At 61.7% G+C, this 16,981-nt stretch carries 10 protein-coding genes; 5 read left to right on the plus strand and 5 right to left on the minus strand.

What is annotated here, in order from left to right:
• Positions 1–130 precede the first annotated feature (130 nt).
• A complete protein-coding gene (locus RUH75_RS13040) occupies positions 131–1,303 on the minus strand; it encodes a glycoside hydrolase family 88 protein (protein ID WP_313806573.1) in 1,173 nt (390 codons plus the stop codon).
• Positions 1,300–2,667 carry an oligosaccharide MFS transporter gene (locus RUH75_RS13045; RefSeq protein WP_313806575.1) on the minus strand — a complete coding sequence of 456 codons (1,368 nt, stop codon included), beginning with the start codon at positions 2,665–2,667 and terminating at the stop codon, positions 1,300–1,302. Before RUH75_RS13045 ends, RUH75_RS13040 begins: the two co-directional genes overlap by 4 nt.
• A gap of 76 nt (positions 2,668–2,743) precedes the next feature.
• On the opposite strand from RUH75_RS13045, the gene RUH75_RS13050 reads away from it, so the two are divergent.
• The 3 genes from RUH75_RS13050 to RUH75_RS13060 all read left to right on the plus strand — a co-directional run bounded on the left by RUH75_RS13050 (position 2,744) and on the right by RUH75_RS13060 (position 7,004).
• The gene (locus tag RUH75_RS13050; protein ID WP_313806577.1) at positions 2,744–3,808 is read left to right on the plus strand and encodes a LacI family DNA-binding transcriptional regulator; all 1,065 of its coding nucleotides are present in this window, start codon (positions 2,744–2,746) and stop codon (positions 3,806–3,808) included.
• Between the two features lie 92 nt (positions 3,809–3,900).
• A complete protein-coding gene (locus tag RUH75_RS13055; protein WP_313806579.1) occupies positions 3,901–5,616 on the plus strand; it encodes a glycoside hydrolase 43 family protein in 1,716 nt (571 codons plus the stop codon).
• Positions 5,613–7,004: a glycosyl hydrolase family 28 protein gene (locus RUH75_RS13060; protein WP_313806581.1), complete on the plus strand. Its 1,392-nt coding sequence runs from the start codon at positions 5,613–5,615 to the stop codon at positions 7,002–7,004. The genes RUH75_RS13055 and RUH75_RS13060 overlap by 4 nt, the downstream gene beginning before the upstream one ends.
• Before the next feature lie 45 nt (positions 7,005–7,049).
• Here the strand turns inward: RUH75_RS13060 and RUH75_RS13065 are convergent, their stop codons facing one another.
• The 3 genes from RUH75_RS13065 to RUH75_RS13075 all read right to left on the minus strand — a co-directional run bounded on the left by RUH75_RS13065 (position 7,050) and on the right by RUH75_RS13075 (position 15,467).
• The gene (locus tag RUH75_RS13065) at positions 7,050–9,014 is read right to left on the minus strand and encodes a glycoside hydrolase family 97 protein (RefSeq protein ID WP_313806582.1); all 1,965 of its coding nucleotides are present in this window, start codon (positions 9,012–9,014) and stop codon (positions 7,050–7,052) included.
• 117 nt (positions 9,015–9,131) lie between these two features.
• The gene (locus RUH75_RS13070; RefSeq protein WP_313806583.1) at positions 9,132–12,023 is read right to left on the minus strand and encodes a TonB-dependent receptor; all 2,892 of its coding nucleotides are present in this window, start codon (positions 12,021–12,023) and stop codon (positions 9,132–9,134) included.
• Positions 12,024–12,212: 189 nt separating this feature from the next.
• On the minus strand, positions 12,213–15,467 hold the full coding sequence (locus RUH75_RS13075; protein ID WP_313806585.1) for a glycoside hydrolase family 2 TIM barrel-domain containing protein: 3,255 nt from the start codon (positions 15,465–15,467) through the stop codon (positions 12,213–12,215).
• A gap of 574 nt (positions 15,468–16,041) precedes the next feature.
• Between RUH75_RS13075 and RUH75_RS13080 the strand changes: the two genes are divergently transcribed.
• The gene (locus tag RUH75_RS13080) at positions 16,042–16,698 is read left to right on the plus strand and encodes a DUF6766 family protein (RefSeq protein WP_313806587.1); all 657 of its coding nucleotides are present in this window, start codon (positions 16,042–16,044) and stop codon (positions 16,696–16,698) included.
• An 82-nt stretch (positions 16,699–16,780) separates the two neighbouring features.
• Positions 16,781–16,930, plus strand: a complete 150-nt coding sequence (locus RUH75_RS13085; protein WP_313806589.1) for a lmo0937 family membrane protein — start codon at positions 16,781–16,783, stop codon at positions 16,928–16,930.
• The last annotated feature ends 51 nt before the right edge of the window (positions 16,931–16,981 follow it).

Here is a 16,981-nt window from a genome sequence, read left to right on the forward strand (position 1 = left end):
TTCATTAGCGTTACTATAATGACGAATGTTACGCAAAATATGTCGACTGATAAAAGGGTGGGACAGGTCAGATGCAGTGCCCGTTTGCACGTGTTCCGGTGATGGTGCAATTCGCCCCGACGGCTGTCTGTCAGGCCCAATAGGGCCGCCAAGGGTGACGCAGGCGCATGAGCGCTTCAAGGTAGAAATAGTCGCCCCAAATGCAGGCTTCATCTACACCAGCCTTGTTTGGCATATGATAGACCGCGTGGAGCAATAGCGCATTCGATCCTTCGACCGGCGCCAGATAGTGATCACCCAGCGCCTTCACGATTGCCACCGCCCAGGCTTCATATGTCTCGCGCATCGCGTCTGACAGAGGCAGCGCCTGTGACAGTTCGAGCAATCCGCAGGCCGCAATCGCGGCGGCCGAGCTGTCGCGCGGCGTCTCGCCCTCATCGGTGAAGATCAGGTCCCAGCAGCAGATGCCGTCGCTGGGCAGTCGATTGAGGAAATGGTTGGCGATCCTGGCCGCGACGTCGAGATAGGCGGAATCGGCCGTATGCCGCCACGCCAGCGCAAAGCCGTAAATGCCCCAGGCTTGCCCGCGCGCCCAACTGCTGTCGTCTGAATGGCCCTGATGGGTGCTGCCGTGCCGCGGCTTGCCGGTCCTGGTATCAACATAGAAGGTGTGGAAGGTCGATGCGTCCGGGCGCACCAGCAGCCGCGCGGCCTGCGTCAGATGTTGATCGGCTGCTGCTGCAAAATCCTTGTTGCCGGTTTCCCGCGTCGCCCAATAGAGCAGCGGCACGTTGAGATTGCAGTCGATGATCATCCGCCCGCGCTGCTTGGGGTCGTTCATGTCGCCCCAGGCTTGAATCACCTTCGCCACCGGATCGAAGCGCTTGAGCAGCAGGCGAGCTGCCTCCAGTCCTGAAGAGCGCGCCAGCGTGTCGCCGGTCAGCTGATGCCCTGCGCAGACCGACAGGGTATAGAGAAAGGCCAGATCATGATGATCGACATTGATCCGCCGGTCGATGCGCGTGGCGAATGATTGATTGTTGCGCTCGGCGACGGCGCGATAGCGTTCCTCGCCCGTCAACTGCCAGGCAAGCCAGAGCATCCCGGTCCAGAAGCCGTTGGTCCATTCGACATTGTCGATCGGAGCATAGATGCCGCTCTCGCTGGCGGGCGCGGGGAAATAATCACCGAACTGGGGAAGCATCCGGTCGACGCGGGCCAGCGCGGCGGCGATCCGCGCGTCCAGACCGGCATGGCCGGGCCGCTCCAATGGTCGTGCGGGCAAAGGTTCGTAAGCGATCATCGGGGCTTTTCCTCAAGGGGCTGAAGGCCGGCCGCGGCTGCGCCCGCGCCATCCGGATCGGCAGGCGCGCGCCGGTTCGGCACATATTCGGGGGGTGTGTGGGAAAGGGCGAAGAGCGACCATGTCCAGAACACGGCCGCAAAGCCGGCGATCAGGAAATAGCTGTGCTGGAAGCCGATCCGGTCATAGCTGATGCCGACCAGCGGCGAGAGGATCGCCAGCCCCAGCGAATGGCCGAAGCTGACCCCCACCATATAGACGGTCGAGGCGAAGCGTGCTTCGAAATGATAGGTGATGTAGCGGAAGATCGAAACGGCCAGGATGGGCAGTTCGATGGCATGGGCCATCTTGCAGATCGAAATGGTGATCGGCCCGATGGCCAGGCCGGACCCGGCGATCCGCACGATCATGATCATCGCCGCCAGCAACAGGCCGCGCGTCGCGCCGATGCGCCGGACGATCAGCGGGGCGACGAACATGCCGCCGGCCTCCACGAAGATCTGCGCGGAATTGAGATAGCCGAACATCGCATTGCCTTCTTCCGGCGTCGGGAAGAGGGAGGAAAAGTAAAAGGGGAATTGCTGGTCGTAGACGAGATAGAGGTTGGTCACGCCCAGGATCAGGATCATGAAGCGCCAGAATTGCGGTTGTGAAAGGAGCGAGAGCGAATCCCGCAGCGTCAGCCGGTCGGCTGCCGCCTGCGCTTCCGGATCGGGTTCAACCCGCGCCAGCCGGAGGAGGGGCAGGAGGAGCAGTCCCGCCGCGCTGGCGAGAAAGAAGTTGATCGCCGGATCGACATTGTAGAGCCGCCCGGAAAAGGCGGCGGCCGTGGCGAAGCCGATCGATCCCCAGAGGCGCACGCGGCTATATTCGAAATCATATTTGCGCCCGACCCGGTCGACATAGCTTTCCAGCGCATAGCTGCCCGCCATGAAGGTGAAGCCCAGATAAAGGCCGCCCACGACCGCGCCCAGGGGCAGGCTCCAGTGCAGCAGCGGCGCGTAGATGTAGAGAAAGAAGGGTCCGGCAAGGATGACCAGCAGCGCAATGCAGGTCGGAACGACCTTGCGAAAGCCCATGCGGTCGGAGAGGAAGCCATAGGCCGGCTGCGCCAGCATCGCGCCAACCGAGTTCACGGCAAAGATCGTGCCTGCCTGCGCGCCATTGAGGTGCAGCGATCGGGTGAGCCAGATCGACAGCAGTGAGATCGCCATGGCCTGGGCGAAAAAGAAGCAAAAGAGAAAGGCGCTGAGAGCGGTGTAATTGCGCTGTCGGAAAGAGCCCACGGCATCCTCGAAATCTGTTATCGATATCAAATATGCCCTCGGAAAACGGCCTTGGCAAGCGATTTGGTTGACACGCACGTTCCATCGGTTATCGATATCACAATAAACCGCGATCCTCGGGATCGCCCATCTTGGGTGAGGAGACTTGCTTCCTATGGAAGATGATACGGACCGCAGGGATGCCGAGACGAAAAGCGCGCATCGCCCGGTCGTGACGATTCACGACGTGGCGCGGCATGCGGGCGTCTCCTCCATGACCGTATCGCGCGTGATGACCGGGAAGCGTCATGTCAGCGAGGCAATGCGCGAGCGGGTCAATGCCGCGATCGCCGAACTGGAATATTCGCCCAATCTGACCGCGCGCAGCTTTTCCAGCGCGGTGCGTGTCGGCGCGATCTATTCCAATCCTTCCTCCTCGAACCTTGGAACCTTTCTGATGGGGGCTTTCCGCCAGAGCGGCGAAAGCGGATGTCAGTTCCTGATTGAACCGGGCAGCACGGAAAAAGAGGCGCTGAAATCGCTGCATCGATTGATTGAGGCGCGGATCGGTGGCGTCATCCTGCCGCCGCCGCTTTGTGATTCGGAAGCGCTGCTCGATCTGGCGATCAGTTCGGACGTCATCCCCTTGGCCTTTGCGACGGCTATTCCGCGCGAGGGCGTCTCTGCGATCATCGTGGATGATTATAAGGGCGCGCACGACATGACGCGCTATCTGATCGGCCTTGGGCATCGCGCCATCGGCTTTGTCCAGGGCGATCCGAAACATTCACCCTCCCAGCGGCGCGAACAGGGGTTTCGCGCGGCGATGGCCGGCGCTTCGCTGATGATCCGGGACGAATGGATCGCGCCCGGCCTGTTCACCTATCGATCGGGTCTGGAGGCCGCGCGCCAGCTGCTGGGATCGGATGAGCGGCCGACGGCGATCTTTGCCAGCAATGACGACATGGCGGCGGCTATCACAGCGGTCGCCCATGGCATGAACCTGAAAATTCCAGGCGATCTGACCATTGTCGGTTTCGACGATGCGCAGATCGCCTCGACCATCTGGCCGGAACTGACGACCATCAGGCAGCCGATCTCGGACATGGCTTCGCGCGCTGTCGCTTTGTTGAGCGAGCAGGTGCGTGAGGCGCGGACGGGCAGCAAGCCGGAAGTGCGCCATGTGCGCGAAATGCTGACATTGGTGAAGCGGGCATCGTCAGGGCCTGTGCCGGGTTGACGGGCGCGATTGTCGCGCGGGATCGGAATCGCCAGCTTCGGGCGGACCATTTCCGAACGATCATGGACGTTCCGTTGACGGGGATGAGGATGATGAGGCGGAGTTTGACAGGATCGGTGTGTTTGCTGTCGCTGCTGGCACTGACGGCACCGGCTCGGTCGGAGGATCGGAGCGATGGCCGCTGGTTTTCGGATCAGGGCGATGGGACATATCGCAATCCGGTGTTGATCGGTGACTATTCGGACCCCGATGTCACGCGCGTCGGGCAGGATTATTATCTGGTTTCCTCCTCCTTCACCGATGTGCCGGGCCTGCCCATTCTCCATTCGCGCGATCTGGTGAACTGGACGATCATCGGCCATGCGCTGAAACAGGTGCCGCCCGAAGCCCATTATGCGACGCCGCGCCGGGGCGGCGGCGTCTGGGCGCCCGCCATCCGCTATCGTGATGGCCGGTTCCTCATCTATTATCCTGACCCGGATCGCGGGATATTCCTGGTTTCCGCGATGGACCCGCGCGGTCCGTGGAGCGAGCCGGTGCTGGTCGACGCAACCCCCGGCGTCATCGATCCCGCGCCTTTCTGGGACGAAGACGGGACCGGCTGGCTGGCCTATGCCTATGCGAAGAGCCGGGCGGGCAAGGCGAACATCATCGCACTCAAGCGTCTGAACCCAGACGGAACGGCAACGCAGGGCACAGAGCAGGTCATCATTGACGGTGACAGGCAGCCGCGCGTCATGACCAGCCTTGGCGCGCGTCCCTGGCAGACGACCGAGGGGCCGAAGCTCTACAAGCGCGATGGCTATTATTATGTCTTCGTTCCCAGCGGCAGCGTGAAGGGCGGATGGCAGGGCGTGTTCCGCAGCCGCTCCATCGCGGGTCCCTATGAGGGGCGTGATGTGATGGATCAGGGGCGGACCGAAACCAACGGGCCCCATCAGGGCGCATGGGTGACGACGCCCGCTGGCGAGGACTGGTTCCTGCATTTTCAGGACCGCGACAGCTATGGCCGGGTCGTGCATCTGCAACCGATGCGCTGGGTGAAGGGCTGGCCCGTCATCGGCCAGGATGCCGACAGGGACGGGCGGGGCGAGCCGGTCCTGCGCCATGAAAAGCCCGATCTTCCCCGTCAACCGATCGCAGCCCCGGTGGCGGACGATGAATTTGACGCCGCGCCGTCGCTCGCCTGGCAGTTCGGCAGCAATAGCGCGCCGGACTGGATGTCGGTGCAGGGCGGATGGCTGAGGCTGAAATCGGTGAGCGGATCGGCCGATCATTATGAAAATGGGGCGATCTTTTCCCAGAAATTGCCGGCGCCCGGCTTCACGGCCACCACATTGATGCGTTTCGCTCCCTTGCGGGAAGGGGAAAGGGCGGGCCTGTCCGTCCATGGCGCGACCTTCGCCTGGATCGGGGTGGAGCAGGGGAAGGATGGTCCGCATATCGTCCAGGCGGCCAAGTCCGACCCGACGCCGGGCGCCTCCATTGGCGTGACGCAGGGCCCACCGTTGCGGATAGACAGGGTCTGGCTCCGCGTACAGGCCCGTCCCGTCATCATCACCGTGCCGCCGCCGGGTTTTTCGCCCTATTGGCCTTCCATGCTGCGGGAAACGCATATGCGGCTTGTCTTCAGCTACAGCCTGGATGGGACCGTCTTCACGCCGTTCGGGCAGCCGTTTGAAACCCGGCCCGGCCGGTGGGTGGGCACGCAGGTCGGGCTGTTCGCGCAGGCGGCTTTCGGAACACCCTCCGCCGTCGCGACGACGGTTGGCCATGCCGATTTCGACTGGTTCAGGATATCGCAATGAAGATTTTGACGTTCGGCATCAGCCTTGCTGCCCTGACAATCTGCGCGCAGGCCCATGCGCAGCCGATAATCTACCCCAATCCGCCCGGCAAGGCGCTGTATGACCATCATGATGACAGCTTCACCGTGCGCGTCCGGGCGCCTGGCGGCAAATGGCAGGATCTTTACGAATATCGCGTGAAGGTCGACCTCGACAACCCGCAGCAGGCTTCCATGGTGACATTCGGCATGGACGGCCCGGTGGAGGTCGCGGTGCAGAAGAATAATGGCGATGCGCGGCGGGTCGAAATCCGTCCGGGGTCCAAGGGGGTTGAGGCCAGGCTGGTTGGCAATGTCGCCTATTTCACGCTGGCCCGTCCGGCCAACCTCTCGATCGAATTTGACGGCGACAGGCTGCACAATCTGCATCTCTTCGCCAATCCGGTCGAACCGTCTGTTCCCGATCGGGCTGACCCGAACCTCATCTATTTCGGTCCCGGCATTCATGTGCTGCCGGAAGGACAGGTGAAATTCCCGGTCGGATCGAACAGCACCGTCTACATCGCTGGCGGCGCCATCGTGCAGGGCCAGATCGACATCAGCAACGCCAGCCATGTCCGGCTGATCGGCCATGGCCTGCTGGAAGGGGGGAAGGAGGGGATCACCGTTCTCCATTCCCGCGATGTCACGATCGACGGGCCGGTGGTGGTCAATCCCCAGCATTATACCGTGATGTGCGGCCAGTCTTCGGACGTCACGATCCGCAATCTCAAGACATTCAGCGCCGGAAGCTGGACCGATGGCCTTGACCTCATGAGTTGTTCGGACGTTAAGATCGACAATGTCTTCCTTCGCACGTCGGACGACGCCATCGCCATCTATGCTGATCGCTGGGATTATCATGGCGATGCGCGCAATTTTCAGGTGACCAATTCCACGCTCTGGGCGGATGTGGCGCATCCCGTCAATATCGGCCTGCACGGCAGCAGGGATGAGCCGCGCGTCATCGAGAATCTGAGCTTCCGCAATATCGACATACTCGGCCATGATGAGGATGACCGGGATTATCAGGGCGCGCTGGCGATCACCGACGGGGACAATAATCTGGTCCGGAACGTCCTGTTCGAGGATATCCGCATCGACCAGATCGAAGAAGGGATGCTGTTCAACTTCCGCGTCGTCTTCAACGGGAAATACAGCCTGGCGCCGGGGCGTGGGATTGAGGATGTGACCGTCCGCAATGTCCGGTTCAAGGGTGGCGAGATCAATCCCGCCATCATCGCAGGTTATAGCGCGGACCGTCCGGTCAAAAATGTGGCGATCGAGAATTTCCGCGTCGGTGATAATCCACTCCGCGTGCAGGACGTTGAGGTCGGAGCATTTGTGAAGGACTTCAGGTTTCGGCCCTGAATGGTTTCGACTGGCGAACCGTAATGCGCGGCGCCCCCTAAATATTCAGTCCGCCGGTTCGAACAGGATCGCTTGCCCGCCCGATCGCGCCATATCGATCGTCAGTTCGTCTTGCGCAGACAGGTTTCTGGTCGAGATGATGACCGGGGTTGAACGGGGCTGCGCACCAGCCGCGCCATCCGCGAATATGGTGGCGCGCCAGCCGCCATTGCCCAGAAAGCGGAGGGGGACGGTGATCCGGCGTGCATCCTCATTGGTCATGGCGCCCAGGAACCAGCGCCTTCCACGCCGTCGCGCCACCGCCACGAACTGGCCCGGCTGTCCGTCAATGGCATGGGTTTCATCCCAGCTAGTCGGGCATTCGTCGAACCAGCGAAGCGCCGGCCAGGCACCGGCCGCATATTTGGCTGGCGCATCATACCAGTAGAGGAAAGTAAGCGGGTTGTAATAAACCGCCGCCATGGCCAGTTGATGGGCATTGGTGGTCCTGTTCCTATAATGGTCGTAGCAGATCGTATAGTCGATCGGGCCTGATAGCGAGCGCGTGAAGGGCAGGGTCACGTTGTGGCGCGCTGTCGGAAACTGCTCATTGCCGCGAACGCCTTCCAGCGCGACATAATTGGGCAAAGTGCGTTCCAGACCGGCGGGCCGGAGATTGTCATGCAGGTTGACGAGAAGATGATTGTCGCCGCAGGTCTTCACCAGATCATAGATGAAGTCGACATCTTCCTGCCGGCCTTCCCAGATGAAGCCGAACTTGACCCCGGCAACGCCCCATCGCCGGTAGGTTGCGACGATATCCGGCAACTGGCGCATGGCAGGGACGCGATCGACATAGAGGATCGTGCCGATGTTCCTGCGGCGCGCCTCCGCCACGATGGCCGCCATGTCGAGCCCGTCGATCGGGCGGGTGGCATCGCTCGGATCGGTGCCGTCGCCATACCAGTGCGCATCGAACTCGATATAGTCGAGCTTGCGCTTTTCCGCGAAGGCAATGCCCTCCATGGCGCCCGCATGGGAATAGGGCTTGCGAATCCGGAAGGCGCGGCCGGGCCTGATCCAGCCCGTGTCGCCCAGCCGGTTGGGCGTGGCGAGCGTGGCGACCAGCCCTGCTTTCTCCAGCAGTTTCGCGGGCGTTTCGCTTGCCAGGATCAGCCGCCAGGGCGTGGTGAAGGGCGTTTCCACGGAAAAGAGAGGCGCGGCATGCGTCTCGCCCGGCCCCGAATAGCCCGTGGCGCGGCCGGGAAAGTGCATCAGCCGCGTGGTGACGCTTTGCTCCGTGTCGCCCGGCGCGAACATCGGGCGGGGATAATGAAGCCGGTCTGACTCGCTGAGCGACAGGGACAGGCCGTCGGGCGTGGTGGCCAGTAACGGGGTATCGGCCAGCGCGCCCTTGTCGGTGCTGTTGGTGAGTTCAGGATGCGGGACGGGGTTGATCCGGCCGGGCGCCGAGCGGGCAAATTCGCCCTCGTCGCGGCTGCTCCATATTTCGGTGCCGGTGGGGAAGCGGAAAGTCATGGCCTCCCCGCCCAGCTCCACCTTGCCTCCCGGCGCCGCGAGCAGCACGAAGCGGACAGCGACGCCATCATCATGCGCGAGCAGCCGAATGGCGAAGCGGATGCGCGACCGGCGATCCTCGAACCGCGCCTCGACCTGATGGGCCCGGCCGTCATAGGTCGCCGCGATGCCGTAAGGGGGCGTCCAGCTGTCATCGATGGTGCTGGTGGTCTGGTCCAGATAGCGGGCATGAGGGCCGAGCAGCCGGCCATTGCCCAGAACCAGCGCCAGGGGGGATGGTTCGATGATCGTCCGCCCGTCAAGCATCGCGGACCAGAGCGGATAGTCGACGGATCGCTGCGGCAATAAAATCCGCGCGACCAGCCTGCCATTGGGAGAAGCGATGGACAGGCTTGCCCGGTCGGGCGTGGATTGCGCGTTCAGCGACATGCTGACACCGCCGATGGCCGATGCACTCATCCCGCTCAGCACGGTCCGACGGGTCGCCCTCAAGCCCATTCGCTGCCTTCCCCTGTTTCATTCATGCTGAACTGAGCGGGAGCCGTTGTCATGGGGGGAATAGGAGAGGAAGCGTCCGTGCAGAAACGCTTCCTCTCCATCCGGACAGCCTTAGCTGCCGAAGCTGTAACGCAGCGTGGCGCCGAAATTGCGGCCGTTCACGAAATGCTGCCGTTCGATGCCGGTGGTCAGGCCGGGTTCGCCAACGAAACGATCGGCTGCCTGGTTCGTCAGGTTTGACGCTGTCAGCGACAGCGAGAAATTATGCGGCAGCTTGAAGTTCAACGAGGCATCGAGCAGGCCGAAGGAGCGGATATAGCGACCGTCGATCGGATTGTTCGCCACGCCGAAGAGAACAGCCTTGGAGCGCCAGGTGTAAACAACGCGTGCCGAGATGGTCTTGTCCTCATAAAGTCCCGCGACCGAATAGGCGAATTTGGACGTCAGCGGCTGCATCGTGATCGTGCGCTGGCCGTTCAGGGTCAGGGGGTTCTTCGTCGACACATAGGTGAACGACCCGACCACGCCGAAATGATGGAGGAAATCGGGCATGAAATCATAGTCGAAGAAGGTCTGGGCCGCGAGTTCGACGCCCTTTGCCGTTCCCTTTTCCGCATTGACGGTCTGCGTCAGGAAATATTGGCTCCCGGTGCAGTTCGTGTTCGAAACCGGCGTGGGTGCGCCCGTGACGGTCTGGCAGGAGGAGATGCCGCTGAAGAAGCCGTCGATCTTCTTGTAGAACAGGCCGGCGGACACATAATTGACCGGCGAGAAATAATGTTCGAACGAAAGGTCGAAGCTGTCGGCCTTTTGTGGGCGCAGGTCCGGATTGCCGATGGACCCGGTGCCGACATTGCTATCAATCACCAAAGTGGGATTGAGCGCGCCAAGGTCGGGCCGGGTGATGCCCTTGCCATAGCCGAAGCGGACGAGGGTGTCCGGGGTGACATAGCCGGTCAGATTGAAACTGGGCAGGACATCGGTGTAGGAGGATGAGCTGCCGTTCGGAATGATGTTCGTCGTGCCCGGCTGGGTGATCATGGCGCGGACGAAGGTGTCGGTCTTGACGACGCGCACCCCGGCATTGCCCTTGATCCGGTCGTCGAGGAAACCGAAGTCGGCGACCGCATAGCCGGCATAGGTTTTCTCGCTGAAATAGCGGCGGTTGAGGATATTCTCGGTGAGCGAGTCCTCGGCCTGGATGCCCGCCAGCGGGAAGCGGTTTTTCACATTATCGCCCAGCAGGGCATCAGGCGAGAAGACGAGATAGCCGCCGCGATAGCCGGCATCGCCGTTCATGAAGTTTGTCGGCGACGCTTCCACCAGATCGGCCATGGAGGTCACGGAAATGGCGTTGGAGCGATCGGCGGCCAGCGCCAGCCCGTTCGTCGTCAGGTTCTTTCCGGCGAAGTTGTAATTACTATAATGGTCCTTCTGCGTCGCATAGCGGCCGCCCACCCTGATGTCCTTGAGGAAGGCGCCGTCGAAGGAATATTTCAGGTCCAGCGCGGCGGCGATGCCGCTGTCATCCCAGACCTGGTTGGTGCCATTGGCATAGTTGTTGAACACCCAGCTGCTGGGCGATGCAAGGTCCGGGCCGGTGATCGTGACCTGCTCCGGCGTGCCCAGATCGCGGGTGATGTCCCACGTCTTGCCCGCCGCCGCCGCCAGCGTCACGGAACGATTGTCCTGATATTGATCGGCCTTGACATAGGACAGGTCCAACTTCGCTTCGAGCTGGTCCGTCGCCTGCCATTTGACGCCACCGGCAATCACGAAGGTCTTGAACCGACGATGTTCGTCGCCGCCGGTGGTGCTGAAGGTCGAATTCAGGAAGGTGCCGCCGGTGATATGCTGGCCGGAAAGCAGGTCGTTCGTTCCGCCATTGGAATTCCGGTTGGCCAGCATCTCGTCAATCGTGAAGGCCGTCGTGGAGAGGCTCCGCGCGTACCGGCTGTCCGTCGCGTTGAGGAAGCGGTAGTGCTGATTATAGAGATAATCGTTGTAATTGCCCTCTGCATAAAATTCGAGGTCGGGATTGGGCTTCCACTGGACCGCTGCGCTCAACCCCTTGCGGGTGCGCTTATAATCTTCCTGCGAGATATTGTTCTGCACGCCGACGGAGGACAGCAGGGCCGCCCGGTTGGCTTGCGCGACGGTCGTCGGGTTCACGTCCGCCAGATAGGTGACGTCGGACCGGCCGACAAAGGCCGGATTGAGGTTCAGGCCGGTGCCGACATTGGCGGCATATTCGGCGCTGTCCCCGCGAATGGCGCGGCGGAAATTGCTGCCGCCGATCGCGGGCGTGTTGTCGCCGCGGTTGAAGCTCTGCGAATAGCTGCCGGCGATCAGCACGCCCAGCTCGCCGCCATTGCCCAGGTCCCAGCGCTTGGACAACATCCCGAAATATTCGGGGGTCAGCTTCTTGCCGAGATCATTATAGCGGCCACCGACGGCAGCTGACACTGCCATGTCCTTGAAGTCGAACGGCTTGCGCGTGCGGATGTTGACGAGGCCGCCGATCGCGCCCTCGATATGATCCGCCGACGGGTTCTTGAAGACGTCGAGCCCGGCAACCATGCCGGGGCTGGCGCCTTCAACGTTGAATTCGCGGCTGCCGGCTGTGAAATAGGCGCGGCCATCGACGCGGGAGCCGGTCTGGCCGGTAAGGCCGCGAATGGTGAGGCCCGATCCATTGCCGACGGGGGAGGAAGCCTCGCCGCCGAAGCGATAGGCCTGAACGCCCGGAACACGGGTCAGCGTTTCCGCCACATTGGGATCGGGCAGCTTGCCGATATCGTCCGCCGTGATCGAGTCCACGATTTCCATCGTGTTCTTCTTGATCTGGGCGCTGTTCTGCATGCTGGCGCGCAGGCCGGTGACCACGATGTCCGCAACGGAAGGTTCGCCGCTTTCCGGCGGCGCAGCTACCGTCTGGGCGGCAACGGGCATGACTGCGCTCGTCGCCAGCAGGACGGCAGTGAAATGGGCAATCTTCTTCATATCCCCTCCATCAGCTTGTGATTTGTGTTCAGACCGGGACGAATCACATCCGGGTTGATCATCTGTTATCGATAGCAGTCTGATATCGATATCAGTAAAACTTTGCAACAGATTTTCGGAGCTGGCCGACAAAATCCTTCAGGCCTTGCAGGTCAGCCCGCCAAAACCGCGGACCTCATGCAGACCTCGTCAGGGAACGGCCTTCCGGTCGGGGCCGATCAGATCGCCCTGGCTGTTCGCGCCCTTGCTGTCCGTGCCGAAATCGGTCGGGCTGATCGTGAAGCTGTAGCTGAGGGGCGCCAGGGCGATCCGATATTGGCCATGGGATCGGGCCGCGTTGTCCCAGGCAGTATCGCCGCCGACGCCGACCTGTGCGGCGTCGATCAGCACCGACACCTGCTGGCGTGGCTGGATATCGGAACTGCGCCATGTGCCCGGCGCGCGGCGATCCAGATCCTCATAGGGAAAGGCAAGGACATTGGCGGACAGGGGCTGGGCGCCCTCGATGCGGAAGGCCGATCCGCCCTGATCGGCGATGCTCAGCCAGCGCAGGTCGGTCTTGTTGCCCGTCTCCATCGGCCGCATATAGTCGTGATTCTGGTCCGCGATCCGCCCTTCCCACAAGGCGAGGGGCGCCCCCGTCTTCCGGTCGGCATAGCTTTCCTGGGAACCGCGACCATACCAGGCAAGTCGGCTATAGTCGCTGGGCGCCTGGAAATAGAGTCCGATGCGCAGCGGATCGGGCAGCGTGTCGCGCAGAGGGATGAACTGGCCGGTGACGGTGACGGTCCCGCTCGCCGCCATATGGTAGACGGATGTGAAGCGGGCCGCGCCCGTCCCCAGCGCATAGGTGACGCGCAGCTCCGCATCACCGTCAGGGGTCTTCTGCGCTGCCACCGCTTCCACCCGGCGCGTGCGGCTCATGACCTCCCATTCATGGTGGGTCCGGGGAACGTCCGCGCCAAGATCATTGTCGGTGACCGGACGGGTGAAATTGGGCGACCCACCTTGCAGCAGCACATGTCCGTCAAAGCTCAGATGATCGACAAGGCCGCTATCGGCGTCGATCGACAATTCGCTCCGCCCCGCTCGCAATATGCGCTGTCGTCCGGCAGAGGCGATCGTGACGCGTGCGCCGGTTTCGGGCGGTCTGACCGCGGGCTTGTCGAGCAGAAACTCTTCCCACGCCATGACCGTTCCCGCCTCGACCAGCGGTGTCGTTCCAGCCTTGGCGCGGGCAAGCAGGATGAGCGCATGTTCCCTGCCGTTGCCGATCACGCCGCTGGCGATCGGCACCTTCACCATGCCGGTCCCCCGTGCGGGGATGGCGGCAGCGGGCAGCGCCCCTTCGGCCAGCGGAACGCCATTCTCCAGCAGGCGCCAGGACAGGTCGAAGCCCGACAGGTCGTTGAAATCCTGCCGGTTGGTCAGCATGATCGCGCCGCTGGCGGGATCGGTCGCGGTGAAGCTGATCGGCTGGTAGACCTTGCGCATCTCGAAGAAATGCGGATTGGGCCGCCGGTCGGCATGGATCAGTCCATCCCCGAATTCGATGTCCCCGCCCGGATTGGGGCCATAGTCGCCGCCCATCTTCCAGTAGAAACGGCCCTTTTCATCGCGGCCGTTCATGCCCTGATCGACCCAGTCCCAGATGAATCCGCCCTGCAAGCGCCTGGGATATTTGTAGATGAGGTCCCAATAATCCTGAAGATTGCCGCCGCTATTGCCCTGCATGTGCGAATATTCGCACTGGATCATCGGCTGCTTGTGCGTGGGGTCCTTGGCATAATCCTCCATGCGCCAGAGACTGTCGTACATGGGCGCATAGATATCGACATAGGGGTTGACCTCATGCCCCTTGTCCAGCGTGCCATGGCCCAGATAGCTGATGAGGCGGGTCGGATCGATCCGGCGCGCGGCCGCGGCTGCGGCGGCGAAATTGGGACCGGTGCCGGCCTCATTGCCCAGCGACCAGATGATGACGGATGGGTGGTTCCTGTCGCGTTGGACCATGTTGACGACGCGCGCGACATGGGCGTCCTTCCAGGCGGGGTCATAGCCGATCTGGTACATCTGCCGCACGGCATCGCGATCGCCGGGCAGGCTGTCACCCGCCTGCATATAGCCATGGCTCTCGATATTCGCCTCGTCCAGCACATAGAGGCCATATTCATCGGCCAGATCATACCAAAGCTCGGCATTGGGATAGTGGGACGTGCGCACCGCGTTCACATTGTTGCGCTTCATCATCTCGATATCGCGCCGCATGCTGGCTTCGGACATGACATGGAAGGTTTCGGGATCATGCTCGTGGCGGTTGACGCCGTGAATGATGATCGGCCGGCCGTTGACCATGACCTGACCGTCCTTGATCTCCACGGTGCGAAAGCCGATGCGCCGGGCGGTCGATTGCAGAAGCGTGCCGTCCGCGGCCACCAGTTCGGTGACGAGCGTGTAGAGATTGGGCGTCTCGGCCGTCCAGTGCCGGGGCGAGGGCAGGGTGGCGCTGAGCGAGGCGGAGCGTCCGGCCTTGCCCGCTGGCACGCGCTGCTCGCCGTTCCAGATCGTCTGGCCGCCGTCCATCAGCACCGCGCGGAAGGTCGCCGCTTCGCCGGGCGCGATTGCGGCGTCCACGGCCAGCCTGCCGTCCTGATATCTGTCGTCCAGCGTCGCCCGGATGGCTGTGTCCGTCAGCCGCAGAGACGGTTCGCTGATCAGATAGATGCTGCGCTCTATGCCGCTGACCCGCCAGAAATCCTGATCCTCCAGATAGCTGCCGTCGGACCAGCGGAAGATCTGGATCGACACATTATTCCTGCCCGGACGGGCATAGGGCGCAATGTCGAATTCGGACGGGAGCTTTGAATCCTCCGCATAGCCGACCTGCTTGCCGTTCACCCAGATATAATAAGCGGACCCGGCCGCGCCGACATGCAGGATGACCGGCCCCTGCGCCGCCCAGCTGGCGGGCAGGGTGAAGTCGCGGCGGTAGGAGCCGACGCTGTTGATGTCGTGCGGGATCAGCGGGCGGTTCGCGGGAAAAGGATAGGTGATGTTGTTATATTTCGGCTGGCCATAGCCTTTCGCCTGCCACATCGACGGGACGGCTATGGTCTTCCAGGCCGAAACATCGAAGTCGTCGCGCCAGAAATTGAGAGGCCGCGCATCCGCCGATTCCGAGAAGGAAAAATGCCAGTCGCCATCAAGCGGCAGATAGCGGGACGAATCCTGCATCCTCCCGGCCAGCGCCTTCGCCCTGTCCTCGAAAGGAAAGCCGCTGGCGCGCGCGGGCAATCTGTTGATCGCGTTGACGGCGGGATTTTCCCAGTCGGGTCGATCAGGCGATATCTGCGGTGGGATGGGGGGCGTGATCTGCGATGTCTGGGCCGAGAGGGACGAGCCGAGAAGCGCGCTGGTCGACAGGAACAGATGGAGTTTTTTCATATCATGCATCCGTTGAGCCGCATGCCGGCGTTTCCATGAGGTGATTGGCTAGGCAGGCAGAAACACGCGCCATGCCAGAGCGCATTGATGAGAATCTGTGATATCGATATCATAGGTATCGATATTATATTTGTCAGACAAGAAAAAAGGTAGAGGGAGTCGGGGAGACTTGGCCCGCCCCGAAACCTGCCCAAGGATGACGGTTTGGTCCTCGGCCGAACGGCTGATAATTATCCTATATCAAGGATCGGGTCGTGGAGAAGAAAGTCTGGGTGAGCGAAGTATCGGATACTAATCCATGTCAATATGATAATAATCGACTCGGATCGGTAATTATGACCTATTCCCGCATGCAGGCATTTTCCTGCGTGCGACCCAGACTCGAGTCCCCGTCTTTCTTCGCGAGGGCGGGACTCCTTTGCCTATAAGCCGTTAGTGTGGAAATGCCGCCATTGCATTGGCATCCCGCATATTCGCCGTCGTTCCCGTTTGCCTGCCGCGCCATCCGCCGTCTGGGGCGGAGCCATCACCTCAACCCAACGTTTTCCAGCAATATGGCTGGTGGGAGAGGGCGATGCGCCTGTTTCGCGACAATGGATTGACGATCGTCCTGATGCTGTTGTTCGCCGGCAGCATATTGGGGCAATGGATCGCAGGCTGGCATGTCCAGATGGAAGATGCCCGGCGGCATGGCGCGACCGTTCTTTCGCTCGCCGCCTATTCCATCAGCCCCGAATTTCTCTCCAGCGTGTTCGAGAATTGGGAAAGCGAATTTCTCCAGATGTCGGCCTATGTCCTCCTCACCGCATTCCTGATCCAACGGGGCTCGGCTGAATCGAAGGACCCCGACAGTCCGGTCCGGGACAGCGATCTGGATTTGCAGGCGAGCAAGCCCGGGGCTCCGCGCATATTGCGCTGGGGGCCGATATGGCGCGCGATCTATGCCCGGTCTTTGGGCCTCGCGCTGGCGACCCTCTTCCTGCTTTCCTTCACGGTCCATTGGACACAAAGCGCCCGTGTCGCAGCTGAAGAAGCAATCGCCCATGGAGAACCGCCGCTCGACACGCTCGCCTATCTGGGCGATCCGCAACTATGGTTCGAATCCTTCCAGAACTGGCAGAGCGAATTTCTCTCGACAGCTGTGCTCGTGGTGCTTTCCATATTCCTTCGTCAAAAAGAGTCGCCAGAATCCAAAGCGGTTGCAGCGCCCCACAGCCAGACGGGCGAATGAAATGAAGGGAGTGATTTTCAAGGTCGGGAACCAGCGCCACGACTGAATCATTTACCTAACGCAATCTTTCTGGAGATGGAAAATGTTGTGGACCCTCCTTCTTGTTCTGCTCGTGCTCTGGGCACTTGGCGCGTTCATCGTGCCCGTCGGCGGTAGCCTCATCCATCTGCTGCTCGTGCTGGCTCTGATCGTTCTCGTTTATCAGCTGGTCACTGGCCGTCGTGTTTCCTAGGCTCAGGACTCACAGATCAAAGCCAGAATATGACGGTGGCAGCGAGGGCGA

Origin of the sequence: Sphingobium sp. (genome assembly GCF_032153725.1) — a bacterium.
Classification (GTDB): domain Bacteria; phylum Pseudomonadota; class Alphaproteobacteria; order Sphingomonadales; family Sphingomonadaceae; genus Sphingobium.

Coding starts and splice junctions, on each gene's coding strand:
- RUH75_RS13040 (WP_313806573.1), bottom strand. CDS start 1,303: ATGATCGCTTACGAACCTTTGCCCGCACGACCATTGGAGCGGCCCGGC.
- RUH75_RS13050 (WP_313806577.1), top strand. CDS start 2,744: ATGGAAGATGATACGGACCGCAGGGATGCCGAGACGAAAAGCGCGCAT.
- RUH75_RS13055 (WP_313806579.1), top strand. CDS start 3,901: ATGAGGCGGAGTTTGACAGGATCGGTGTGTTTGCTGTCGCTGCTGGCA.
- RUH75_RS13060 (WP_313806581.1), top strand. CDS start 5,613: ATGAAGATTTTGACGTTCGGCATCAGCCTTGCTGCCCTGACAATCTGC.
- RUH75_RS13070 (WP_313806583.1), bottom strand. CDS start 12,023: ATGAAGAAGATTGCCCATTTCACTGCCGTCCTGCTGGCGACGAGCGCA.
- RUH75_RS13075 (WP_313806585.1), bottom strand. CDS start 15,467: ATGAAAAAACTCCATCTGTTCCTGTCGACCAGCGCGCTTCTCGGCTCG.
- RUH75_RS13080 (WP_313806587.1), top strand. CDS start 16,042: ATGCGCCTGTTTCGCGACAATGGATTGACGATCGTCCTGATGCTGTTG.
- RUH75_RS13085 (WP_313806589.1), top strand. CDS start 16,781: ATGTTGTGGACCCTCCTTCTTGTTCTGCTCGTGCTCTGGGCACTTGGC.